This is a genomic window from Streptomyces sp. NBC_00859 (genome assembly GCF_045161865.1).
GTDB lineage: Bacteria > Actinomycetota > Actinomycetes > Streptomycetales > Streptomycetaceae > Streptomyces.
Window position 1 is genome coordinate 1,168,537 of record NZ_CP108826.1, and the last position, 22,690, is coordinate 1,191,226.

Genomic DNA, 22,690 nt, shown 5'->3' on the forward strand with positions numbered 1-22,690 from the left:
AGAGGACAGCATGAGCAACGAACCCGTCCGTCCCGGGTCCGACCACTTCCGCTGCATCGGCATCGGAGTAGGCCCGGCGAACCTGAGCCTTGCCTCCCTGCTCCACGGCCGCCCCGAGGTGAACAACCTCTTCATCGACCGGAAGGAAGCCTTCGGCTGGCACGACAACCAGCAGATCCCCGGCGCGACACTTCAGGTCTCGATGTTCAAGGACCTGGTCAGCCTCGCCGACCCCAACAGTCCCTTCTCCTTCCTGTCCTACCTCCACGACAAGGGCCGGGTCTACCACTTCCTGAACGCCCAGTTCGCCGACATACCCCGGCTGGAGTTCCGCAACTACCTGGCCTGGGCCTCGCAGCGCAACCCCAACGTCGTCTTCGGTGAGACGGTGCAGGACGTCTCCTTCGACAAGGTGTTCACCCTGCGCACGGACCGCCGCACGGTGACCGCCGACAACATTGCCGTAGGGATCGGCAGCCAGCCCTGGGTCCCGCCGCAAGGCACTCTCGGCCCCACGCAGTTCCACGTGAACAACTACGTGGAGGCGGCCCGGAACCTGGGCGACAAGCGGGTCGTCGTGGTCGGCGGCGGTCAGTCCGGCGCCGAGGCGTTCCTGGACCTGATATCCCGTTCCGGCAACGAGCTGCCGCGCCGGATCTCATGGATCTCGCGCCGCCGCAACTACTTCCCGATCGACGACTCCCCCTTCACCAACGACTACTACATGCCGTCCCACTCGGACTACTTCTACGGTCTGCGTCCGGAGACCCGCGCCAGCTTCAACGCCCAGCACATCCTCAGCAGCGACGGGATCTCCGAGTCCACGCTGCGCGACGTCTACCAGGCGGTCTACGTACACCGCTTCGTGGAGGGCAACACCGACCTGGTCGGGCTGCACCCCAACCGAGACGTCGTCGCGGTCGACGAGAACTCCGTCGGCGGCTGGGACCTGACGGTCCGGCACAACGACGATCCCAGCGCCCCCGCCGAGCACTTCGACGCGGACGTCGTCGTCTGGGCCACCGGATTCCGGCCGGCCCGGATGGACTTCCTCGATTCGATCGCGGGCCGCCTTGAGCGCGATGGCAGCGAGTTACGCATCGACGAGGACTTCGCGGTGCGCTGGGACGGTCCGGCCGACCGGAGCATCTTCATCCAGAACGCCGCCCGCGGGCAGCGCGGCCTGGCCGACCCCAACCTCAGCCTGAACGCGTGGCGCAGTCTGCGCATCGCCGACCGGCTGTGCGGGGTGCGTACCGACGAGCAGCTGGCGTCCTTCATCGAGTGGTCCGCGAAGGCCCCGAAGTCGAGTGCCGCCCGGAGCATCGGATGACCCCGCCGCGGCAGGACGTGACGGAGTACGACGTCGCGGTGGCCGGCGGTGGCGTGCTGGGGCTCACCATCGCCCAGGAGATCCTCTCGCGGAGGCCACAGACCCGTGTGGTGGTCCTGGAGCGGGACGCGGTCGCCAGCGGTGCCACCCGTCGCTCGGCGGGACTGCACTTCCCGCGCGGGGCATCCGCGCGGACCCGCACCATGGCCGCCCACAGCCAGGAACGGTACGCGGCACTCAAGGCGAGCCGTCCCGAACTCCCTTTGCACAGCCTGGGCATGACGGTCGTGGCGCCGGCTTCCGCGCAGGCACGGCTGGAGGAGATCTACCTGCCGCAGGCGAGGCTGCGCCCCGTCCCCGAGGTGGCGGGCAAGACCGTGCTGCTGCCGGAGGGCTCTGCCGCCTGGGAGGGCGACGGCTGCCAGTACGCGGACGTCCACGCCCTCACCCAGCTCCTTGCGCGCGATCTGCGCCGGACCGTGGAGATCCGCGAAGGGGTCGAGGTCACAGCGGTGGCCCCCGGCCCCGGCTCGGTGGAACTCTCGCTGGGTACGGGCGGCACGCTCCGGGCCGGGCAGGTGATCGTGGCCCCCGGCCCCTGGCTGGCGGCCCCCGCGTGGCGCGACCTCGTGGCACCGCTCGGGGCCAGGGTGAAGAAGGTCGTGGCCCTGCACATCGAGATCCCGCCCACCGCGGACGACGGGGCGGTGGTCTTCCAGGACGAGGATGCCTTCCTGCTGCCGTACCACGAGCGCGGGCACTGGCTGTTCAGCTACACCTGCCAGGAGTGGGACGTCGATCCGGACACCATCGCGGCGAGCCTGACACCCGCCGACCGGGAAGCGGCCCTCGCCGTCCTGTCCCGCTACGCGCCGGGCCTGGTGGACCACTGTGTCTCCGGCCGGGTGTTCTGCGACGCGTACGGACCCGGCTTCGAACCCCTGGTGCGCCCTCTCACGGCTGACGGCCGCGTGGTCTTCGCCGGCGCCGCCAGTGGCTCCGGGTACCGGCTGGCCCCCGCCATCGCGGCGCAGACCGCGGATCTGCTTCTCGTACCGTCCCCCAGAAAGGACGAGGTCCAATGATCCTCAACACCTATGACGACACCGTGCTCAGCGAGGCCTTCGGCATCGACATGAGCGACATCCACGGTCTGGGTGTCGGCGCGGGCTGGGGCCGGGTCTCCCCCGGCACCGGCTCCGACAGCCACCAGCACGACGAGACCGAGTTCTTCGTGATCGTCTCCGGGCGGGGCGAGTTCGTCGTCGACGGTGTGCGCCACCCGGCCGCTCCCGGCACGGTCGCCCTCTTCGAGCCGTTCGAGTCGCATGTCCTGGAGAACACCGGGGACACCGACCTGGTCTTCCTCACCCAGTACTGGCGGGACGCCGGCCGCGCCCTCACGTCCGCGCTCAACGCGGAGCGCAAGGGCTTCGGCGACCGCCCTGTCTTCGTTTTCTCCACACCGCCCACCCCCAACGGCGACCTGCACCTGGGCCACCTGTCGGGTCCTTACCTCGGCGCCGATGTCTACGTCCGCCATCAGCGGCTGAACGGCACCAACGCCTGGCATCTGACGGGCAGCGACGACTTCCAGAGCTATGTGATCGCGGCGGCCGCCGCCGACGGCGTGACTCCCGCCGAGGCCGCCGCCCACTACAGCGCCGAGATCGCCAGGACGCTCGAACTGATGGACATCACCCCCGACCAGTTCACCGTCACCGGCACCGCCCCTGATTACCGGTCAGGTCTGCGGGACTTCTTCTCGCGCCTGGTTTCGTCGGACAAGGTCACGGTCACCGAGGCGGACGCCCTGTTCGACGCGGAGAGCGGCCAGTACCTCTACGAGGTGGACGTCAAGGGCGGCTGCCCCGCCTGCGGTTCGGGCGCCGGCGGAAACATCTGCGAGCAGTGCGGCGAGCCGAACGTCGTCGCCGACCTGACCGACCCGGCCTCCGCCCTCTCCCAGGCCGCCCCGACCCGTGGCACGGTCTCCCGCTGGTCGCTGCCGCTGCACGAGTTCCGCGAGGACCTCGACGCCCACCACCACCTGGGCCGGGTCCCCGCCAGGCTCCGCGAGCTCACGGACCGCCTCTTTCGCCGCGCGAGCCTGGACATCCCTGTCAGCCACCCCTCGTCCTGGGGCGTTCCGCCTGCCGAGAAGGACCTGGACGGGCAGGTCATCTGGGTGTGGCCGGAGATGTCCTACGGTTTCCTGCACGGCATCCAGTCCCTGGGCGCCCGACTGGGCAAAAGCTGGAAGGCCGCCGAGCCGGAGCAGGACTGGAAGGTCGTGCACTTCTTCGGCTACGACAACAGCTTCTACCACTCGGTGCTCTACCCGGTCCTGTACAAGCTGGCCTTCCCCGGCTGGACACCGGACATCGACTACCACGTCAACGAGTTCTACCTGCTGGAGGGAGAGAAGTTCTCGACCAGCCGCCGGCATGCCATCTGGGGCAAGGAGATCCTCGGCCCGGACTCGGTCGACGCCGTCCGCTACTTCCTCTCCCGTACGCGCCCTGAGGCCGAGCGCACCAACTTCCAGCGTGCCGCGTACGAGGCGACCCTCGAGGACACACTGATCGGCACCTGGCAGACCTGGCTGAACGACCTCGGCTCACGGGTCGCCAAGCGCTACGGCGGCGCCGCACCGGACGCGGGCACCTGGACGCCCGAGCACTCCGCCTTCCTCGGCCGGCTCGGCAACCGCCTCGACGCCGTCTCCGCCGGCCTCGGATCCGACGCCTTCTCGCTCAACGACGCGGCAGCCGAGCTCGACGGCATCGTCAACGACACCGTTCGGTTCTCCCGCAAGGAGGGCCTGCTGGCCGAGACCGCGGGCTGGGAGAGCGAAGCGCGTACCGTGGTCGCCCTCGAGCTGGCCGCGGCCCGCCTGCTCGCCGAGGTGGCCGCCCCGGTCATGCCCCGCTTCGCCGCCCGGCTGGCCGAGGCGATCTCCCTGCCCGCGCCCACCGCATGGCCGCGTACCGTCGAGCTCCTCGCGCCGGACAGCGGGATCCGCCTCGCGGACGCCGTCTTCTTCGTCCGGACGGCCGCGTCCGCGCCCCGCACCACCGTTCCGCGGCTGACCGGCTGGCTGAGCGGACTGGTACGGACCCTGCTGCAACTGCCCGCGGACCAGTCGGTCGCCTCCCACGGCCTTGCCTCCCTCGGCACCAGTTCGCTGCAGGCCGTGACGCTGCAGTACCAGATCCTTGAGGCGCTGGACGTCGACGTCACCCTCGACGAAGTGCTCGGCGCCGACGACGTCTCGGCGCTCGCCTCCCTCGTCGAGGAGCGCGCGGCCGGCACCGCCGTCACCGAGCTGGCCGAGGCGGACAGCCGATGAGCGTCCAGGACATAATGCGTGAGATCGAGGACCGCGGCCTGTTCGTGGAGCTGTCCGGCACCGACCTGCGCCTGCGGGGCGACCGGGAGCACATGGAGCCGGACTTCATCGAACGCATCAAGGCCGTGAAGAAGGACCTCATCTCCTACCTGCTGGACGAGGAGAAGAACGGCCCCGGCTTCCCGCTCACCACCCTGCAGCGCGCGTATCTGCTGGGCCGCGGGGGCATCTTCGAGATCGGTGACGTGGCCAGCCACGTCTACCACGAGATCGAGGGCTGCTGGGACGTGGATCGCCTGGAGGCGGCGCTGGCGGCCGTCATCGACGCCCACAGCGCCCTGCGTTCGCGCTTCCCCACCGACGACCGCCAGGTCACCGGGACCGACCCGGAACCGCTGCGGATCGCCCGTCTGGACCTGCGGTCCCACAGCCCCGAGCAGCAGGACCGGCTCCGCGGCGAGCTGCGCGAGCAGCGCTCGCACCGGGTGCTCCCCGCCGACCGTGTGCCGCTGATCGCCGTCGAGGTGACCGTCATCGCCGACGACCGGATGGTGCTGCACGTCAGCCACGACGGGCTGGTCATGGACGGGATCAGCATGTTCCTGTTCTTCCGGGCCTGGTGGCGCGAGTACCGGGCGCCCGGCACCGGCACATTCGAAGAGCTGCTGTTCGAGGACTACGTGACGGCTGTGGAGGCCGGAAGGGACCGGGCTCCGGCCCGCCGCTCCCGCGATTACTGGCTGGCCCGTGTCGACGGCCTTGCCCCCCACCCCGACCTGCCGCTGCGCACCAGCCCCTCGGCACTGACCTCGTCCCGCTTCCACCAGCGCCAGGTCCGCCTGGACGAGGCCGCGTGGGCGACGTTGAAGGGGACGGCGGCCGATGCCGGGCTGACGCCGTCGGCCCTCCTGCTGACGGCGTACGCGGAGACCCTGGCCACCTGGGGTGCCGGAACCAGGTTCACGGTCAACACCACGGTCGCCAACCGTCCGCCCATCCACCCGCGCGTGTTCGATGCGATCGGCAACTTCTCGGACACCCTGCTGGTCGAGGTGGAGGTGGACCGCAGCCTCACCTTCTCGGAGCGGGCCGTCGCGCTCCAGACCCAGCTGCGCGCGGACCTGGACCACCGGCACTTCTCCGGTGGCCAGGTGATGCAGGAACTGGCGGCCCGGCGAGGGGGCTTCGCGGGCGCGCGGATGCCCTTCACCTTCAACAGCGCGATAGGCCACGGCAACGCGGAGGCCGACGGCTCCGCCCTGGAACTGTTCGGCCCCGAGGTCTTCACGGTCTCGCAGACCCCGCAGATCTGGCTGAACGCCTTCGCGATGGAGCAGCACGGCGGTCTCGTCGTCCAGCTCGACGGTGTCGACGAACTGTTCCCCGCGGGAATGCTGGACGACTTCGCCCACGGCTACCAGACCCTGCTGAAGGACCTGACCGATCCGCGCTCCTGGCAGCGCAAGTCCTTCGGCCTGCTGCCCGAAGCGCAGGTCGAGCGGCGCCGTGAGGCCAATGACACGCAGGTCCCGCTGGTGCGGACCATGCTGGGCGACGACTTCGTCGAGCAGGCGCTGCGGGCTCCGGACGCGGCCGCGATCATCACGTCCGGCCGCGAGATCAGTTACCGCGAACTGCTGCACCGGGCCGCCGCCGCGGCGCGCCGGCTGCGTGAGGGGGGCGTCGGCCGGGACGAGCTGGTCGGTCTGGTGATGCACCGCGGGCCCGAGCAGATCGTCGGCATCCTCGCCACCGTGCTGAGCGGAGCGGCCTACCTGCCCGTGGACGCGGGGCTGCCCGCCGACCGGCAGGACTACATGCTGCGTGACGGCCGGGTACGCCAGGTCCTCACCAACGCCGACTGGCGGGACACCAGCGGTGAACGGGAGGTCGTACGCCTCGACATCACGGACGCCGACAGCGGCTCCGGAGCAGCGGAAGCCGCCGATGTGCCCGCCCGGCTGCCGGGCTCCGGACCGGACGACCTGGCCTACGTGCTCTACACATCCGGCACCACCGGCGCTCCCAAGGGCGTCATGGTCACCCACCACAGTGTGGCCAACGTCGTCGCCGACTGCCACAAGCAGTTCGGCATCACTGAGGCCGACCGGTTCTTCGCCGTCAGCGCCTTCAACTTCGACCTCTCGGTCTGGGATGTCTTCGGCGCCCTTTCGGCGGGCTCCGCCCTGGTCATGCCCGACCGGGACCGGGCCGTTGACCCGGCGCACTGGCTGGAGCTGTGCGAGAGCGCGGGCGTGACGGTGTGGAACTCCGTTCCCGCGATAGTCGGCCTGCTGCACGACCAGGCGGTCGCGGACGCGGTGGTCCCACCCGCCCTGCGCCTGGTGATGATGAGCGGCGACCGCCTCCCGCCTGCCCTGCCCGCCGCACTGCGCAAGCTGAAGGCCGGCATCGACGTGGTCTCGCTCGGCGGCCCGACCGAGACCACGATCTGGAACATCTGGCACCCTGTCGGCACGCAGGAGGACGGCAGCGACTCCATCCCCTACGGCCGCCCGAACGCCAACAACCGTGCGTACGTGCTGGACCGGGACGGCCTGGACGCACCGGACTGGGTGACAGGTGAGATCTGCGCGGCGGGTGCCGGGCTGGCCCGCGGGTACTGGGGCGATGAGGAGAGAACAGCCGAACGGTTCTTCCACGATGCCGTGCGCGGCGAACGGATGTACCGCACGGGCGACCTGGGCCGGATGCTGCCCGACGGGAACATTTCGATCCTGGGCCGCAGTGACTTCCAGATCAAGGTCAACGGCTACCGCATCGAGGCCGGTGAGGTCGAGACGCGCCTGGTCGCAGTCCCCGGTGTCGCGCAGGCCGTGGTCGCCGGCCAGAACGGTGCCCGCGGCGCCCGGCTGGTGGCCCATCTGGTGGCGGCCGGCGGGGACCGGCCCACCGACACCGGGCTGAGAGACGCACTCCGCCGTGATCTGCCCGATTACATGGTGCCCACATCCGTGGTCTGGCACGAGGAGCTGCCGCTGACGAGGAACGGCAAGGTGGACCGGGGCGCGCTGGCCGCGGCGGCCGTCACGGCCGCGGACCCCGCACGGGAACCCCGCGGTGGTGGCGAACCCGGCACGGACACCGAACGGGCTCTCGTCTCGATCTGGAACACAGTGCTGCGCGGCAAGCAGGTCGGCGTCCACGACAGTCTCGGCGCGCTGGGCGGCGACTCCATCGCCGCCGCGCGCATCCTGACCGCCGTCCGCAAGCGGTTCGGGATCACCGTCCCGCTCGACGCGTTCGCCGAGATGGACTCGGTCCACGCGCTGGCCGGGGCGCTCGACGAACAGCAGGCGGAGGACTCGAAATGAGCAGTACGTCGACACTCAACCAGGCCGTCTCCACCGCCCCGTCCGGCGGCCGGATCTCCTTCGCACGCCTGGACGGTACGGAGGTCATAGGTCTTGCCGAGCTGTACGAGCGTGCCGGGCGGCTCGCCGTCCGGCTGCGGGACCGGGGTGTCGGGCCGGGCGACCGGATCGGAATCCTGGGCGCGAACAGCCTGGAGTGGGTGCTGCTGGACCTGGCGGCACTGCGGCTGAAGGCCGAGACCTCCGGGTTCGAACCCGGCAAGTTCGATCCGGCCGACGATCTGGTCGGACGCTACGGGCTGACCCTGCTCTTCACCGACCGGCCGGCGGACGGCGACCGGATCGTGCCGATGAGCGAGGTGCGCGCGCTCTCCGAGCAGCCCGGCGGCGCAGCAGCTCCGGCGCCCGTGACGTGGGGCCCCCGGGACGTGACCACGATCAAGTTCACCTCCGGAAGCACCGGCACGCCCAAGGGACTCGGTGCGACGGCCGGCAGTATCGACAGCTCGCTCGCGGCGGTGCAGGGGATCTTCCACCATGCTCCGGGCGACGACCTGTTCGTCTTCCTGCCCCTGTCACTGCTCCAGCAGCGCTACTGGGTCTATTCGGCGCTCGCCCACGGCCACGACGTCACGATCAGCACGTACGAGGCGGCCTTCGCGGCGCTGCGCCGCGTCAAGCCGACCGTGGTGATGGGAGTGCCGGCTTTCTACGAGACGGCCAAGCGCCAGGTCGAGGCCCGCGTCAGGCGTGCGGGGGGCGCGGCGACGACCGCCGAAGCGGCCCGCCACCTGTTCGGTGACCGGATTCGCTACCTGTGGACCGGTTCCGCGGCGGCCGACGCGGCGATGCTGCGGTTCTTCACCGAGGCCGGCCTGCCGATCTACGAGGGCTACGGCCTGAACGAGACCTGCATCGTCGCGAAGAACCACCCGGGCGCGGTCCGGGAGGGCAGTGTGGGACGCGTACTGCCGGGCAAGCAGGTGCTGTTCGACGACGACGGGGTGATCAGCGTCCGCAGCGAACATCCGGTCGGCTACGGCTACACGTACGCCAAGCCGGGCGACTCCGAGCGCGTCTTCGACGCGCAGGGCACGGTGCGGACCGGAGATCTCGGCTACGTCGACGACGACGGCTTCCTCTTCATCCGTGGCCGGGCCGACGACGTCATCGTCCTGGACAACGGCAAGAAGGTCATTGTCCGGCCCCTCGAAGAGCATATGCGGGCCAGCCCGGCCATCGCGGAATGCGTCCTGTTCTGCCCGACTCAGACGGACCTGGTCGCGGTCGTCTCACCGACGGCACTGCCCGCCGACCCGGACGCGATCCGCGCCCAGCTCGCCCTGACCAATACCACCTTCGGCAGGGACGAACAGATCAGCCGGGTCGTCGTGGCCGACGAGCCCTTCAGTATCGACAACGACCTGCTCACCTCGCAGTACAAGCCGAAACGCCCAAGGATTCTGGCCACCTACCGGATCAGCCTCCACGACAGCAAAGCAGGCATTCATGCACCCTGAGACCGTCACCGACAAGGGCATCGACCCGGCCATCGAGAACGCGGCCCGCGAGGCACTCTCCGCCGTACTCGACCCGGAGGTCGCCCCTGAGGAGCTGGACCTCGACGCCGACATGGTCGACTCCTACAGCCTGACCTCGCTCAACAAGGTCCTCTTCCTCACCGAGGTGTGCGAGGCGACCGACGTCGACCTCGCCAACTTCACCGAGCACGACCTCGCGGACATGCTCACGCTGCGCAGCGTCGTCGAGTCCCTCGCCCACCACACCGACAACAAGGCGGTCTGAATCATGTCCTGGTCCCAGCACGCGGCAGCGGTCCTGGAGAACGAGTACGTCCTGGTACGGCCGGTCGCCGACGCGGACCGCGAGGCCGTACGCGCCGTCGCCATGGATCCCGACATCTGGCGCTACTTCGTCTCCGCCGTCACCGACGAGACCGACTACGCCACGTTCTTCGACGCCTGCATCGCCGACCACGCGGCCGGCCGCCGCGCGGTCTACGTCATCATCGACAAGACGTCCGGCCGGGTAGCGGGCAGCATGAGCTTCGGCAACATGGCTGAGGCCGACAAGCGTCTGGAGATCGGCTGGTCCTGGCTGGGCCGCGACTTCCGCGGCAAGGGCATCAACCGCTGGGCCAAGTACCTGCTGCTGCGCCACGCGTTCGAGGTTCTCGGGGCCGAGCGTGTCGAGTTCAAGACGGACATCCTCAACACCCAGGCGCGCCAGGGTCTGCGCAATATCGGAGCCGTGGAGGAAGGCACCCTGCGCAGCTTCAACTTCATGCCGGGCGGCCGCCGCCGGGACGCCATCTTCTACAGTGTTCTGCGCGCCGAATGGCCCAGGGTGGAGCGCGAGCTCGCCACGAAGCCGAAGGTGACCCCGCTGGACGCCGCCCTGCTCCCCGCCAACGGATGACCGGGGGCGGGGCGATACCCCTCATCCACGCCTCGGGCGACCCGTTCGCCGTGGGGCACGCACACGGCCGTGCCCTCGCGGGGCCGCTCCGCGCCTTCCTCGACGACTCACTCTGCCGGCTGAACAAGGTCATGCAGGAGCCGGTCTCGCTGGACGGTCTGCTGCCGTCGATCGCCGCCTACCGGGCGTCGGTCACGGCGGCGGTCCCAGCCCTTGCCGACGAGGTCGGCGGCCTCGCGGCCGGGGCCGGGATCGGGCTGGACGAGGCCTGGCTGCTGCAGCTGCGCCGGGAGATCATGGGCTATCGCAAGGTGCCCACGGGAGGCGACTGCACCACGTACGCCCGCAACGGTGCGGGCGGTCCCGTACTGGCCCAGACCGTCGACCTCAACGGAGATCTGGACGACTACCTCAGTGTGCTGAGAGTGGCGCGTACCGACCTGCCGGGCCGGCGCTCGCTCGTCCTGAGCTTCGGTGGGCTGCTCGGCTACCTCGGTCTCAACAGCGACGGCCTCGCGGTCGGCCTCAATCTGGTGCTGGGCGGCGACTGGCGCCCCGGCGTGCCCCCGTACCTCGCCATCCGGCACCTGCTGGACTCGGCGGGCGGTGTCACCGAGGCCCTGGAGATCCTGCGGGGGCTGCCGCTGGCCAGCTCACGCACGCTCGTGCTGTGCGACCGCGAGCGCGTCGTCCACGTCGAGATCCTCGGCGAGGAACTCCGCGTCGTGGAAGGCCGGGTCGCCGTACACACCAACCACTTCCTGCATCCCGACTTCGTCCCGGACGACGAGATCAACGTCTTCGCCCGCAACTCCTCGGTGCGCAGGCTGAAGGCGGCGGATGCCGGACTCGCGGCGCTGCCCCCGGGCGCGGGCGCCGAGGAGCACTTCGGGTTGCTGTCGCAGTCTCCGATCTGTGTACCGGACCGGGGCAACATCCGCGCCGAGCGGACCGTCGCGGCCGTGGTGATGCTGCCGGATGCGGGTGAGCTGCACGTGCGGCCCGGCGATCCTTCACTCAGCGGCACCCAGGTCTTCAGCCTGTAGCGGCCGCCCCGGCCCGCGCGGAAGCGAAGGAGGAATCACCCATGGACGCCGCATGGCTGGTCGACCTGGACGAGTGCGCGCGACCGCCGGGGCGCGATCCGGGCGGCGGCATCATGCCGGGCGGGAAGGCGCGGCCGACACCGGAGGAGAGCAGACGCGCGGCCCGGTTCACCCACGCGTCCGCGGCCCGCCGCTTCCTGCGGGCCCGGCTGGCCGTCCGGGACCTGCTGGGGGAACGCCTCGCCGTTCCCCCGGCGGAACTGCGCGTCGCGTACACGACGGGCGGAAAACCGTATCTGCCGGACCAGCCCCATCTGCACATCAGCTGGTCGCGCTCGGAACGGCTGCTGCTCCTGGCAGTGTCCGAAGCGGGCCCGGTCGGGGTGGACATCGAATGGCTGCGGCCGGTGCCCACTGCCCTTGACGTGCTCGCCACGCTCTACCCCGCGCTGCCGGCGACCGCCGGACCGGAGGTCTTCCTCCCGGCCTGGACCCTCCTGGAGGCCGCGGTCAAGGCGACCGGCCGCGGCCTGGCACGAGGCGCGAAGGATGTCGATCTCCGGCTCGGCCCCGGCGGCACGGTGTCGCTGCGCGGCATCAGCGGCCAGGGGCCGTCGGGCGCCTGGTACGGCAGTACGGAGACGCTCGCCGCGAGGGGCGGGCTTCCGGCTGCGGTGGCCGCCGTGGTCGTCCGGGGCCGGCCCGCGGTGTGCCTCGGCCGGCTGCTGGGGAGACATCCGCCGCACGCCGTACCCGGCTCCCCCGCCGCCACGGACCCCTTCGTCCTGACCCTGTGACCGCCCCCGACGCATCGAGGAAGCGAAACTGATGACACGACCCGCCGGCGCCTTGCTGAGGCTGCATGCCGTCGTCCCCGGGCTCGGCCCGGCCGCCCTGGCCCGCGCCGTCTCCCGCACCCTGACGGGCCAGGACTCCCCGCCCGGCGGATGGCTCGCCGGCCGCCACGGCCGGGCCCTGCACCACCAGGGGACCAGCGCCGAGGTGTCGAATGCCTGGGACGGCCCCGAACTGCGGCTGTGGCACCGGGGTGAACCGGCAGCCGCCGGATGGGCCGCCGGACTGCTGGACAGGGTCTCGGCGGTGGCGGCCGGCACGGACCCGGCCGCCGCCCACCGCGCCGTATCCGGTCCGGACCGGATGCCGGCCCGGCGGCCGGAAGCCCCCGCCTACCTGGCGTGGCGGGCCCTGCTGACCCAGTGGCAGATCGCCCCGGACCACCTCGCGGAGATCAACGCTCCGGGCCTGCTCACGCCCCTGCTCTCCGACGCAGCTGAGCCCGCTGCCGACGAGCCCGTCTTCGTCTTCGATCACGCCGGCCCTCCGAAGCCGCCGCCCGGATGGCTGCTGCGGGGCTGGTTCGCGCCCGACGCAGGTGTCTACCACTGCTCGGTCCTGCCCGGCTCCCGGCTGTCGGTCCGCTCGCCGGAGCCGGCGGCCGGGAGCCGCTGCGCGGAACTCCTGGCCGCCTGGCAGGCCCTGACAGCCTGCTATGACGCGCCGGCTCCACCGCTGCCCGCCGCCGGATCTCAGCTCTCGTACTGGCAGGTGCCCCGCGGCAGATACACCCCATGACCCGCGTGGCCCACGTAGTCGCGGTTGTCGATCACCGGGACGCCCCGGGAGAGCACCGTCTCCACCCGTCCTGTCACCCGCTTGCCCTCGTAGGCCGAGTAGTCGACCCGCATGTGGTGCGTCTCGGCGGACAGGGTCTGTTCGGCGGCCGGGTCGTAGACCACGATGTCGGCGTCGGCGCCCGGGGCGATCGTCCCCTTCTTCGGGTAGAGACCGAACATCCGCGCCGGCGACGCACAGGCGATCTCGATCCAGCGGCGGCGGGAGATGTGGCCGTCGACGACCGCCTGATGAAGCAGGTCCATGCGGTGCTCCACACCCGGCATCCCGTTGGGAATCTTCGAGAAGTCGCCGCGGCCCAGCTCCTTCTGACCCGTGAAACAGAAGGGGCAGTGGTCGGTGGAGACGACCTGGAGATCGTTCCTGCGCAGCCCCCGCCAGAGCGCGTCCTGATGTTCGCGCGGACGCAGTGGCGTCGAGCAGACGTATTTGGCGCCCTCGAACTCCGGCTCGGCGAGGTTGTCCGTGGAGAGGAAGAGGTACTGCGGGCAGGTCTCGCCGTAGACCGGGAGCCCCTGGGTGCGCGCCCGCGTCAGTTCGGCCAGCGCCTCGTCGGCTGAGACATGCACGATGTACAGCGGCGCACCGGCCACCTGCGCCAGCTTGATCGCACGGTGGGTGGCCTCGGCCTCCAGCAGGACCTTTCGCACCTCGCCGTGGTAGCGCGGGTCGGTACGGCCCTCGGCCAGCGCCTGCTCCACCAGGACATCGATCGCGATGCCGTTCTCGGCGTGCATCATGATCAGCCCGCCGTTGGACCCGGCGCGCTGCATCGCGCGCAGGATGCGGCCGTCGTCGCTGTAGAACACCCCGGGGTAGGCCATGAAGAGCTTGAAGGAGGTCACTCCCTCGGCCACCAGGAGGTCCATCTCCTTCAGCGTGGACGGGTTCACATCCGACATGATCATGTGGAACCCGTAGTCGATGGCGCACTGGCCGTCGGCCTTGGCGTACCAGGCGTCGAGCCCTTCACGCAGCGAGCGGCCGACCGACTGGATCGCGAAGTCGACGATGGTGGTGGTGCCGCCCCAGGCGGCGGCCCGCGACCCCGTCTCGAAGGTGTCCGATGCGAAGGTGCCGCCGAACGGCATCTCCATATGGGTGTGGCCGTCGACGCCGCCGGGCACGACGTACTTCCCGGTGGCGTCGATCGTACGGTCGGCGGTCCATGCCTCCGCGGCGGACGAGCCGTGCGCGGCGAGAGCGGCGATGCGGCCGTCCTCGACGAGGACGTCGGCGTGGGTCTCCTCCGCGGCTGTGATGACCAGGCCACCGCGGATCAAGGTGCGGTTACTCATGGTGGTGTGTGCTTCCTCTTCGTGCGCCGGTGCTCCCGTACGCGCTGCGAGACCGTCGACTACCCTGCGTGCAGGGCCTGTTCGAGGATGGCCGCACCTGCCTCCGCCTCTGCGACATTGAGCGAGAGCGGGGGTGCGATCCGCAGCACGCTGGTGTCGTGGCCGCCGCCCTTGCCGATCAGCAGCCCGCCCTCGCGGGCCGCCTCCAGGACAGCGACAGCCGCATCCGGATTCGCCTCGTCGGTGCCGGGCTTCACCAGCTCGACGCCGATCATCAGGCCCCGGCCGCGCACTTCGCGTACGAGCGGGGACTGCGCGCCGACTGCCCGCAGCCTTTCGAGCAGCAGTCCGCCGACCCTGCGGGAGTTGCCCTGGAGGTCGTGTTCCAGGAGGTAGGTGAGATTGGCGAGGCCCGCCGCCATGGTGACCGGGGAGCCGCCGAAGGTCGAAATGGAGTTGGCATCGAGGCAGTTCATGACCTCGGCGCGGGCGACGACGCCTCCGATGGACATCCCGTTCCCGATGCCCTTGGCGAAGGTCAGGATGTCCGGTGGCCCGTTCTCGGCGTGCGCCTGCCAGCCCCAGAAGTGGTCGCCTGTGCGACCCCAGCCGGTCTGCACCTCGTCGGCGATCCAGAGGATGCCGTGCCGGTCGAGCACCTCGCGGAACGCGGCGTAGAGGCCGTCCGGCGGCGCGGTGAAGCCGCCGACACCCTGGATCGGCTCGGCGATCAGGGCCGCGACATCACGGGTGTGCCCGAGCAGGTCCTCCAGGTCGGCGACGCACGCTTCGATGAACCGGGCGTCGGTGAACTGCGCGTACGGCCCCCGGCTGCGCACGCCGCCGTGCACGTAGAGCGTCTGGAGCGGGGAGAGACCGGTCGGCGACCAGCTGCGGTTGCCGGTGATGCCGACGGACGTGAAGGACCGGCCGTGGTAGCTGTTGCGCATCGCGAGGATCTGGTTGGACCTGCGGTACGCGGTGGCCAGCAGCAGCGCGGTGTCGTTGGCCTCGGTCCCGGATGTGGTGAAGAAGACGCGGGCGTCCGGGATCCCGGAGAGTGCCGCGATCCGTTCGGCCAGTTCCACCATCGGCCGGTTGAGATAGAGCGTCGAGGAGTGGACGATCCGACCGGCCTGCTCGCTGACGGCTTTGGTGACCTCGGGCAGGGCATGGGCGGTCATCGTGGTGAGGATGCCGCCGAAGAAGTCGAGGTAGCGGTTGCCCTCGGCGTCCCAGACATGCCGGCCCTCGCCGTGGGTGATCTCGATCGGGTGCCGGTAGTAGGTGGCCAGCCAGTCGGGGAGGACGGCCAGATGCCGGTGGTACAGATCGGTCACGGCTGCACCAGCCCCTCGTACGCGTCGGGCCTGCGGTCCCGGTAGAACGCCCACTGCTGCCGCACCTCGTCGATGAGATCCAGCTCCAGGTCGCGCACGAGCAGCTCCTCGGCCTTGTCGTCCGCGACGTCCCCGACGAACTGGCCGCGCGGGTCGACGAAGTAGCTGGTGCCGTAGAAGTCGTTGTCGCCGTACTCCTCCTGGCCGACCCGGTTGATCGCGGCGATGTAGTACTCGTTGGCGACAGCCGCCGCCGGCTGCTCCAGCTGCCAGAGGTGGGCCGAGAGACCGCGCGAGGTGGCAGAGGGGTTGTACACGATCTGGGCCCCGTTCAGGCCGAGTTGGCGCCAGCCCTCCGGGAAGTGACGGTCGTAGCAGATGTAGACGCCGACCTTGCCCACGGCCGTGTCGAAGACCGGCCAGCCCAGGTTCCCCGGTTTGAAGTAGTACTTCTCCCAGAACCCCTTGACCTGTGGGATGTGGTGCTTGCGGTACTTGCCGAGATAGGAACCGTCGGCGTCGATGACCGCCGCCGTGTTGAAGTAGAAGCCCGACTGCTCCTGCTCGAAGACCGGAACGACGATCACCATGCCGGTCTCGCGGGCAAGTTCCCGCATCCGGGTGACGGTCGGCCCGTCGGGCACGGCCTCCGCCCACCGGTAGTGCTCGGCCTCCTGCACCTGGCAGAAGTACGGGGCGTTGAAGACTTCCTGGAATCCGATGATCCGCGCACCCTGACGAGCCGCTTCGCGGGCATGGTCCTCATGCTTGGCGATCATGGATTCGGTGTCGCCGGTCCAGGTGGCCTGGACCAGTGCGGCGCGTACGACGTGGGACATGAGCAGCTCCTTCAACAGGGCGCCACGAACGCTCTACGCACGTAGACGGGTTGCGTAGGAGGAGAACGTAAGCCCCGTCACACACGGGGGCAAGACCATCGCCGCTAACCGGCAGAGTCGATCATGTTTCGCATCTCCATGATCACTTCGACACGGTGCAGCGATCAGAATGCGCGCTTCCCTACACACAGTGACCTGGTCCGGACGGTCCCGCGCAGACGGTCCGCCCGCCCGCCGCGGCCGGCTCAGCCGAGTGTGACGGCGATCCCGGTGTGCGGCCGCTTGCCGAACCGGATCGCGGCTCCCCCTGTGTCGAGGAGCCAGAACTGCCAGGTGTACTTGGCCCTCAGCAGCCGCCGCACGCGCCGGATGTCCGCATCGTCGAGCAGCCGTGCGACACCCTCCATGGCGGACGCGCCCTCCGGGACCCGCCCCCGCACGTCGCAGACGGTCACCAGGACGCGGCTGTCCCGGCGCAACCGCTTGACCTTCCACGAGTCGGAGCGGGTCCAGACGAAAAGCTCGCCGCCGTCCTCCGCGGCCCACACCGGCGTGGCGACCGGCGTGCCGTCCTTGCGGAAGGTGGTCAGGCTGACGTACTTACTGCGCCCCAGCGCATCGAGAGTCATTCCCGGAGCCTATGTCCCGCCGGCGTCGGTGGGACAGGAACCGGGACGTACCGCAGCGCCGACGGCGGGCAGCAGCTCAGGGTCGTCCGCTGGGGTGGACCACCATCGCTGAACCGCCGCCCCGGCGGACCGGTTCGGCGGCGGCCAGCCAGCGGCCGTCCGGCAGGCGCTGCACCCCCGTAGCGGCGCCGATCTCGGGGTTCAGCGTGAACGAGTGCCCGAGCGCCTCCAGCCGGGCGCGCAGCGGGCTGTTGTACAGGGCCGGTTCGAGCTCCGTCGTGGTGGCGTTGCGCTGGCTCGCACGGGGCGCGGCGATCGCGTCCACCAGTGGCAGCCCCCGGTCGAGATGGCCGATGAGCGTCTGCAGCACTGTGGTGATGATGGTCGCGCCACCGGGCGATCCGACGGCCAGGACCGGTTTCCCGCCCTGCAGGACGACCGTCGGAGAGATCGAGGAGCGCGGCCGCTTGCCGGGCCCCGGGAGGTTGGGGTCGTGGACCGACGGGCTCGCCGGCGCGAAGGAGAAGTCGGTCAGTTCGTTGTTGAGCAGGAACCCGCGGCCCGGCACGGTCATGGCGCTGCCGCCCGTCTGCTCGATGGTCAGCGTGTACGCCACGACGTTGCCCCACTTGTCGGCCACCGTCAGATGTGTGGTGTTCTCACCCTCGTACGTGGTGGGAGCCGCCTTTCCACCGCTACCGCACCGCGCCGGGTGGCGTGGGTCGCCCGGTGCCAGCGGGCTGGTCAGGACCGCGTTGTCCTTGATGAGGCAGGCCCGCGAGTCCGCGAAGCGCTGGGAGAGCAGCCCCTTCGTCGGGACCGGCTCGAAGGCCGGGTCGGCCACCCAGCGGCCCCGGTCGGCGAAGGCGATCCGGCTCGCCTCGATGTAGTGGTGCAGATACTGCACCTGCGAGGCCTTCGAAAGGTCGGTGCGCTCAAGGATGTTGAGCGCTTCGCCGACCGTCGTACCACCGGAGGACGAGGGAGCCATGCCGTACACATCGAGGCCCCGGTACGAGGTCTCCGTCGGGGCGCGGTGCAACGGCTCGTACGCCCGCAGGTCCTTCGCCGTCAGGTCCCCGGGGCGGGCGTTGCGGGTCGAACCCGGCGCCAGGTCAGGCTTTCGGACCGTGCGGACGATGTCCTGCCCCAGACGGCCCCGGTAGAGGTCGCCGACGCCCTCGCGGCCCAACTCCTGGTAGGTGCGGGCCAGATCGGGGTTCTTCAGCGTGGAGCCCACGGCGGGCGGCTGTCCGCCGGGCAGGAAGAGCTTCGCCGTCGCCGGGAAGTCCGCGAAACGCGCCTGGTTGTCCTGCGTCTGGCTGCGGAAGGTCGGGTCGACGGTGAATCCGTCCCTGGCGAGCCGCTCGGCCGGTTCCAGGACCGACCTCAGCGGCTTGCTGCCCCAGGAGGCGAGCGCCGAGTCCCAGGTGGCCGCGGTGCCCGGAGTGCCCACGCTCAGGCCGCTGGTCACCGCGTCCGCGAAGGCCAGCGGTCTGCCGTTCTCCAGGAAGAGCGAGGAGTCGGCGGAGCGCGGAGCCGTCTCACGGCCGTCGATGGTCCGCACCCGGTGGGACCTGGCGTCGTAGTAGACGAAGTAGCCGCCACCGCCGATCCCCGCGGAGTACGGCTCGGTCACCCCGAGCGCGGCCGCGGTGGCCACCGCGGCGTCCACCGCGTTACCGCCCTTGCGGAGCACCTCGATACCCGCTGCCGACGCGTCCGCGTCGACACTCGACACTGCCCCGCCGTACCCGACAGCGACCGGTGTCTTCTCCGCCGCGGCACCCCGGGTGTCCCCCGGTGGTGCTCCGGCGGCTGAGGGCGGAGCGGTCGCGCCCAGCGACAACACAGCTGCGGCGACGGCGAGATACGACAGCTTCCGGACGGTGACACGGCGCATCCATGACCTCCAGCGGAGAGACGTACGGCGCAGCGTAGCCCGCCTGGGACCCCGTAGTCATGAACACGTCGGTAGCATGCCGCCCCATACTGATCGTGGCCATCAAGGGCGGGCCGCAGCCCGAAGCAAGCCCGTCGGCCGACACCGTAGGACCAGACCGAACTGCCGAGGTGTGTATCCCGTGAACGACGACCTGCGCAACATTCTGCTCGGAGTGATCGCCGCCGGCGTCAGCGCCGCGCTCGGCTGGCTCGCGCGCACCTCACTGTGGCAGCGACGGCTCCGCAGGAAGCAGAACTTCTTCGGGCTGCCCCGGAACTCCGAGTGCCTGCTGGTCGTCAACCGTGATGCGGGGGGCGACGGGGCGGTCCACCGCAACGACGTCTTCGCACTGCTCGAACTCTCCTCCCTCATCAAGGACTGCGGTGCAAACGCCCAGATCCTCCAGTCCGACACCGCCCAGCAGGGCATCGGCGAGCGTACGGAGTTCTGCGTCGGCGGCCCGGGGTCCAACCGCCGGATGGCCGCCCATCTCCAGTCGCTGCTGCCCGGCGTCGAGGTGAACACCCAGCCCGAGCCGGGACCGGACCGTGCGGCCTTCCAGATCGGCAGTGAGCGCTACCGGATGGAGAGCGGCAGGCTCGCCCATGTCGTCCTGGCCCGGCTCACCACACAGCCAGGTACCCGGCCCGTCTTCCTCTTCTGCGGTCAGCAGGCCATCACCAACCAGGCCGCCTCCCGCTATCTCGCCCGCAACCACGAGAAGCTGGCACGCAAGTACGGCGACAAGTCGTTCTGCCTGCTGTTGAAGGTGGTCAACTCCCAGGCCTACGGCCCCGATGTGGTGGAACTGATCGGGGATGTCACTCGTGCGGCGCAGACCCCGATCCCGGCGCCCCGTACATCGCATCGCGCGGATCGCTGACACGCACACCACCGGGCGCGCACTCGCGGATCAGCGCCACCAGCTCCGCCGGTTCCAGATCGAAGACCTGCGCCTCGATGCACAGGCCCTGCGCCTCCTCGCTCCGGCCGAGTGACGGCGCGAGCCTGCGGTACATCGACCGCGGCCGGCAGAACCTGGGCAGCGCGTCCGACCCCGGCGCGAAGTCGACGAGGACGTAGGCGTTCGTCCTCCCCCCGGCGGTGAGCTGAGCACCGTCCACGCCGGTCACAGCGGACCACGGCACGGTACGGGCGGGCCAGACCGGCAGGCGTACGGTCAGGCCCTCGGCGTGCGGAGCGATCCGCAGCGGCCGTACGAGGTAGCCGACGAACGTCACGGTGAAGAAGGCCAGCAGTGCGGCCGCGATCACCATCAGGGTGCCGCCGACTGCTCCGTACGCCCCGGTGGCGACGGGCGGTATGGCCACCACCCAGGCGGCCAGGACCACCACCGCCCCCACCGGGACCCACTGCAGCTTCCCCTTGAGCCGCAAGGTCATGTCCGTCCGGCCCCCGTCCGCGCCGTTCTCTGAATTCGTCACACGGAGAGCTTGGGACGCCGGGCGCCGTCACGCCAGGGTTTCGCTGAATTTTAGTCAACAATCCTCCGGCGACGAACGCGGCACCACACCCGGGCCATCACCCTGCCGGCCGCCTGGATTCGGCACCGAACGGTGCATTCGCGCCGCGGCCTCCGTACGACCGTCACCAGCAACAAGGAGAGCGGCACCCTCGTCGCACACCTCTACGACGTGGGGCCGCTCGGCCTCGGCAAGCTGGTCAGCAATGCGCCGTACACCTTCCACGGGCAGACACCCGGCAAGGCGTTCCCCATGAACCTGGACCTGTTCTCCACGGCGTACGACGTGCCGGCGGGCCATCATTTGGCCCTGGTGACCGGCATCGTCGACCCGCTGTACACCGAGCGCAACCCGACCGGCACGCAGCTGACCTTCTCCTCACCTGAAGCCGACCCGTCCTGGCTGTCGGTCCCGCTGCGCAAGAAGTGATCACCGGCTGCTGCCGGGCGGGCATGGCCCTACGTGCTACTGCGCACCCGGCAGCAGCGTCCCTGGTCCGGCCGGGCCCGGCCGTCTCCGGACGGTCGAGACCGATGTTCCGCAGAACGTATAACTTTCCGTAGAACTTCTGACGTCACTCGCCCACTCTCGGCTCTGTCGGGGTGACGCAAACTATCCATCCCGACAAGGGACTTCACACCCGACACGCGCTAAGTAGCCATAAACCGTATTTGCATTGAAAAGCGGTTAAGTGCATCAATCCGGGCAATCAGCCCTCTGCCGCTTCCCCGTAGACCTGCGAGAGTTCCGGTGCTCCGGCGACGGCCCAGTCGAGACCGGCTTCGACCACATTGATCTCGCGCCCCGACTCCAGACGGACCACCGGGGTGCCGCCCGGCCAGACGTCCCAGACGGCGCCGGGAACAGTTCTGACAATGATGGTCCCGAGGTAGAGGCCCGCGTCATTGCCCAGCCAGGGCAGCTCCTCGGGGTCGTCCCGCCAGTGCGGCGGGAGCTGGTCGAGCGCGGCCAACGAAGCCGGTGAATCATCGAGTTGAAGCCCGTCCTGTCCGGCTCTGGCCCGCAGCAGCTCACACTCGGAGAGCAGCTCCCCCACCCCCTGCGGATCGTTCCGCACGGCCGTGGCCAGGGTCTCCGCGTGCTCCGTGCCGTGCCGCCTGCGCCAGTTGTCAAGGAAAGGGATATTCACACCGCTCAGCCTCGCATTCCGCTCGACAGTCGCACCAACAGGCGCGCGGGCCCCCGGCGGCCTCAGACGTCGAGATCGACCACGACGGGGGCATGGTCCGACGCGCCCTTCCCCTTGCGCTCCTCACGGTCCACATAGCTGTCCTTGACGGCTGCGGCGAAGGGGCTGTTGCCGTACACCAGGTCGATTCGCATGCCCTTGTTCTTCGGGAAACGGAGCTGGCGGTAGTCCCAGAAAGTATACGGGCGGTCGTACTTGAGCGGGCGGGGCACGACATCGCTCAGACCCGTCTCGCGGAGGGCCGCGAGCGCGGCCCGCTCGGCCGGCGTCACATGGGTGGCGCCCTCGAAGAGCGCCGGATCCCAGACGTCGTCGTCCGTCGGTGCGACGTTGAAGTCCCCGAGGACTGCGAACGGACGCTCACCCGCCGCATCCGCGGTGGCCGCCGCCTTCAGCGCCGCGAGCCACTCCAGCTTGTACGTGTAGTGGGCGTGGTCGACCTCACGCCCGTTCGGCACGTATACGGACCAGACCCGGACGGGCCCGCAGGTCGCCGAGATCGCTCTCGGCTCCTGCGCGCCCTCGTACTCCGGACCGCCGGGGAGCCCCGTGGTCACGTCGTCCAGGCCCAGCCGGGAGATCAGGGCCACCCCGTTCCACCGGCCGGTGGCATTGACCGCCGACTCGTAGCCCAGCTCCCGCAGCTCGTCTTCGGGGAACTGCTCGGCGGTGCACTTGGTCTCCTGCAGGCACAGCACGTCCGTGCCTGAGCTCTCCAGCCAGGCCAGCACCCTCGGGAGACGGGCGGTGACCGAATTGACGTTCCACGTGGCGATGCGCATGGGAC

At 70.1% G+C, this 22,690-nt stretch carries 19 protein-coding genes and 1 pseudogene; 12 read left to right on the top strand and 8 right to left on the bottom strand.

The features are described from left to right. Window positions 1-10 precede the first annotated feature (10 nt). Genes OG584_RS04935 through OG584_RS04980 form a run of 10 tightly spaced genes read left to right on the top strand, consistent with a single transcriptional unit; the run spans window position 11 to window position 13,098 of the window. On the top strand, window positions 11-1,333 hold the full coding sequence (locus tag OG584_RS04935; protein ID WP_405775363.1) for a lysine N(6)-hydroxylase/L-ornithine N(5)-oxygenase family protein: 1,323 nt from the start codon (window positions 11-13) through the stop codon (window positions 1,331-1,333). Next, window positions 1,330-2,418 (top strand): NAD(P)/FAD-dependent oxidoreductase, encoded by a 1,089-nt coding sequence (locus OG584_RS04940; protein WP_405775365.1) that lies wholly within the window; start codon window positions 1,330-1,332, stop codon window positions 2,416-2,418. Before OG584_RS04935 ends, OG584_RS04940 begins: the two co-directional genes overlap by 4 nt. Then, a complete protein-coding gene (locus tag OG584_RS04945) occupies window positions 2,415-4,685 on the top strand; it encodes a class I tRNA ligase family protein (protein ID WP_405775367.1) in 2,271 nt (756 codons plus the stop codon). Before OG584_RS04940 ends, OG584_RS04945 begins: the two co-directional genes overlap by 4 nt. Then, window positions 4,682-8,020, top strand: coding sequence for a non-ribosomal peptide synthetase (locus tag OG584_RS04950; protein WP_405775369.1), 3,339 nt, complete (start codon window positions 4,682-4,684; stop codon window positions 8,018-8,020). The genes OG584_RS04945 and OG584_RS04950 overlap by 4 nt, the downstream gene beginning before the upstream one ends. Further along, window positions 8,017-9,540 carry an AMP-binding protein gene (locus tag OG584_RS04955; protein WP_405775371.1) on the top strand — a complete coding sequence of 508 codons (1,524 nt, stop codon included), beginning with the start codon at window positions 8,017-8,019 and terminating at the stop codon, window positions 9,538-9,540. Before OG584_RS04950 ends, OG584_RS04955 begins: the two co-directional genes overlap by 4 nt. Next, entirely contained in the window at window positions 9,530-9,826 is a 297-nt protein-coding gene (locus OG584_RS04960) for an acyl carrier protein (protein ID WP_405775373.1), read from the top strand. The genes OG584_RS04955 and OG584_RS04960 overlap by 11 nt, the downstream gene beginning before the upstream one ends. Window positions 9,827-9,829: 3 nt before the next feature. Then, entirely contained in the window at window positions 9,830-10,459 is a 630-nt protein-coding gene (locus OG584_RS04965; protein ID WP_405775375.1) for a GNAT family N-acetyltransferase, read from the top strand. Continuing rightward, window positions 10,456-11,505 carry a C45 family autoproteolytic acyltransferase/hydolase gene (locus OG584_RS04970; RefSeq protein WP_405775377.1) on the top strand — a complete coding sequence of 350 codons (1,050 nt, stop codon included), beginning with the start codon at window positions 10,456-10,458 and terminating at the stop codon, window positions 11,503-11,505. Before OG584_RS04965 ends, OG584_RS04970 begins: the two co-directional genes overlap by 4 nt. 41 nt (window positions 11,506-11,546) lie before the next feature. After that, complete coding sequence (locus OG584_RS04975) at window positions 11,547-12,302, top strand: 4'-phosphopantetheinyl transferase family protein (RefSeq protein WP_405775379.1); 756 nt, start codon at window positions 11,547-11,549, stop codon at window positions 12,300-12,302. 31 nt (window positions 12,303-12,333) lie between these two features. Further along, on the top strand, window positions 12,334-13,098 hold the full coding sequence (locus OG584_RS04980) for a hypothetical protein (RefSeq protein ID WP_405775381.1): 765 nt from the start codon (window positions 12,334-12,336) through the stop codon (window positions 13,096-13,098). On the opposite strand, the gene hydA is transcribed toward OG584_RS04980, so the two are convergent. The 5 genes from hydA to ggt all read right to left on the bottom strand — a co-directional run bounded on the left by hydA (window position 13,053) and on the right by ggt (window position 19,167). Further along, window positions 13,053-14,456 (bottom strand): dihydropyrimidinase, encoded by a 1,404-nt coding sequence (hydA, locus tag OG584_RS04985; protein WP_405775383.1) that lies wholly within the window; start codon window positions 14,454-14,456, stop codon window positions 13,053-13,055. The two genes, OG584_RS04980 and hydA, sit on opposite strands and share 46 nt — an antisense overlap. Before the next feature lie 59 nt (window positions 14,457-14,515). After that, window positions 14,516-15,796, bottom strand: coding sequence for an aspartate aminotransferase family protein (locus OG584_RS04990; RefSeq protein ID WP_405775385.1), 1,281 nt, complete (start codon window positions 15,794-15,796; stop codon window positions 14,516-14,518). Further along, window positions 15,793-16,635, bottom strand: coding sequence for a nitrilase-related carbon-nitrogen hydrolase (locus tag OG584_RS04995; RefSeq protein ID WP_405775387.1), 843 nt, complete (start codon window positions 16,633-16,635; stop codon window positions 15,793-15,795). The genes OG584_RS04990 and OG584_RS04995 overlap by 4 nt, the downstream gene beginning before the upstream one ends. A gap of 245 nt (window positions 16,636-16,880) precedes the next feature. After that, a complete protein-coding gene (locus OG584_RS05000) occupies window positions 16,881-17,264 on the bottom strand; it encodes a PPOX class F420-dependent oxidoreductase (RefSeq protein WP_405775389.1) in 384 nt (127 codons plus the stop codon). A 76-nt stretch (window positions 17,265-17,340) separates the two neighbouring features. Further along, window positions 17,341-19,167: a gamma-glutamyltransferase gene (ggt, locus tag OG584_RS05005; RefSeq protein ID WP_405775391.1), complete on the bottom strand. Its 1,827-nt coding sequence runs from the start codon at window positions 19,165-19,167 to the stop codon at window positions 17,341-17,343. 181 nt (window positions 19,168-19,348) lie between these two features. On the opposite strand from ggt, the gene OG584_RS05010 reads away from it, so the two are divergent. Beyond that, entirely contained in the window at window positions 19,349-20,092 is a 744-nt protein-coding gene (locus tag OG584_RS05010; protein ID WP_405775392.1) for a hypothetical protein, read from the top strand. On the opposite strand, the gene OG584_RS05015 is transcribed toward OG584_RS05010, so the two are convergent. Then, complete coding sequence (locus OG584_RS05015; RefSeq protein ID WP_405775394.1) at window positions 20,031-20,654, bottom strand: hypothetical protein; 624 nt, start codon at window positions 20,652-20,654, stop codon at window positions 20,031-20,033. The two genes, OG584_RS05010 and OG584_RS05015, sit on opposite strands and share 62 nt — an antisense overlap. Window positions 20,655-20,798: 144 nt before the next feature. Between OG584_RS05015 and OG584_RS05020 the strand changes: the two are divergent. Then, window positions 20,799-21,122, top strand: a pseudogene (locus OG584_RS05020) (CocE/NonD family hydrolase C-terminal non-catalytic domain-containing protein); the annotation flags it as partial. Window positions 21,123-21,402: 280 nt separating this feature from the next. Here the strand turns inward: OG584_RS05020 and OG584_RS05025 are convergent. Both OG584_RS05025 and OG584_RS05030 read right to left on the bottom strand, forming a co-directional pair. After that, window positions 21,403-21,843: a DUF6278 family protein gene (locus OG584_RS05025; protein WP_405775396.1), complete on the bottom strand. Its 441-nt coding sequence runs from the start codon at window positions 21,841-21,843 to the stop codon at window positions 21,403-21,405. Between the two features lie 62 nt (window positions 21,844-21,905). Beyond that, a complete protein-coding gene (locus OG584_RS05030; RefSeq protein ID WP_405775398.1) occupies window positions 21,906-22,685 on the bottom strand; it encodes an exodeoxyribonuclease III in 780 nt (259 codons plus the stop codon). Window positions 22,686-22,690: the final 5 nt, after the last annotated feature.

Coding starts and splice junctions, on each gene's coding strand:
- OG584_RS04935 (WP_405775363.1), top strand. CDS start 11: ATGAGCAACGAACCCGTCCGTCCCGGGTCCGACCACTTCCGCTGCATC.
- OG584_RS04940 (WP_405775365.1), top strand. CDS start 1,330: ATGACCCCGCCGCGGCAGGACGTGACGGAGTACGACGTCGCGGTGGCC.
- OG584_RS04945 (WP_405775367.1), top strand. CDS start 2,415: ATGATCCTCAACACCTATGACGACACCGTGCTCAGCGAGGCCTTCGGC.
- OG584_RS04950 (WP_405775369.1), top strand. CDS start 4,682: ATGAGCGTCCAGGACATAATGCGTGAGATCGAGGACCGCGGCCTGTTC.
- OG584_RS04955 (WP_405775371.1), top strand. CDS start 8,017: ATGAGCAGTACGTCGACACTCAACCAGGCCGTCTCCACCGCCCCGTCC.
- OG584_RS04960 (WP_405775373.1), top strand. CDS start 9,530: ATGCACCCTGAGACCGTCACCGACAAGGGCATCGACCCGGCCATCGAG.
- OG584_RS04965 (WP_405775375.1), top strand. CDS start 9,830: ATGTCCTGGTCCCAGCACGCGGCAGCGGTCCTGGAGAACGAGTACGTC.
- OG584_RS04970 (WP_405775377.1), top strand. CDS start 10,456: ATGACCGGGGGCGGGGCGATACCCCTCATCCACGCCTCGGGCGACCCG.
- OG584_RS04975 (WP_405775379.1), top strand. CDS start 11,547: ATGGACGCCGCATGGCTGGTCGACCTGGACGAGTGCGCGCGACCGCCG.
- OG584_RS04980 (WP_405775381.1), top strand. CDS start 12,334: ATGACACGACCCGCCGGCGCCTTGCTGAGGCTGCATGCCGTCGTCCCC.
- hydA (WP_405775383.1), bottom strand. CDS start 14,456: ATGAGTAACCGCACCTTGATCCGCGGTGGCCTGGTCATCACAGCCGCG.
- OG584_RS04995 (WP_405775387.1), bottom strand. CDS start 16,635: ATGTCCCACGTCGTACGCGCCGCACTGGTCCAGGCCACCTGGACCGGC.
- OG584_RS05000 (WP_405775389.1), bottom strand. CDS start 17,264: ATGACTCTCGATGCGCTGGGGCGCAGTAAGTACGTCAGCCTGACCACC.
- ggt (WP_405775391.1), bottom strand. CDS start 19,167: ATGCGCCGTGTCACCGTCCGGAAGCTGTCGTATCTCGCCGTCGCCGCA.
- OG584_RS05030 (WP_405775398.1), bottom strand. CDS start 22,685: ATGCGCATCGCCACGTGGAACGTCAATTCGGTCACCGCCCGTCTCCCG.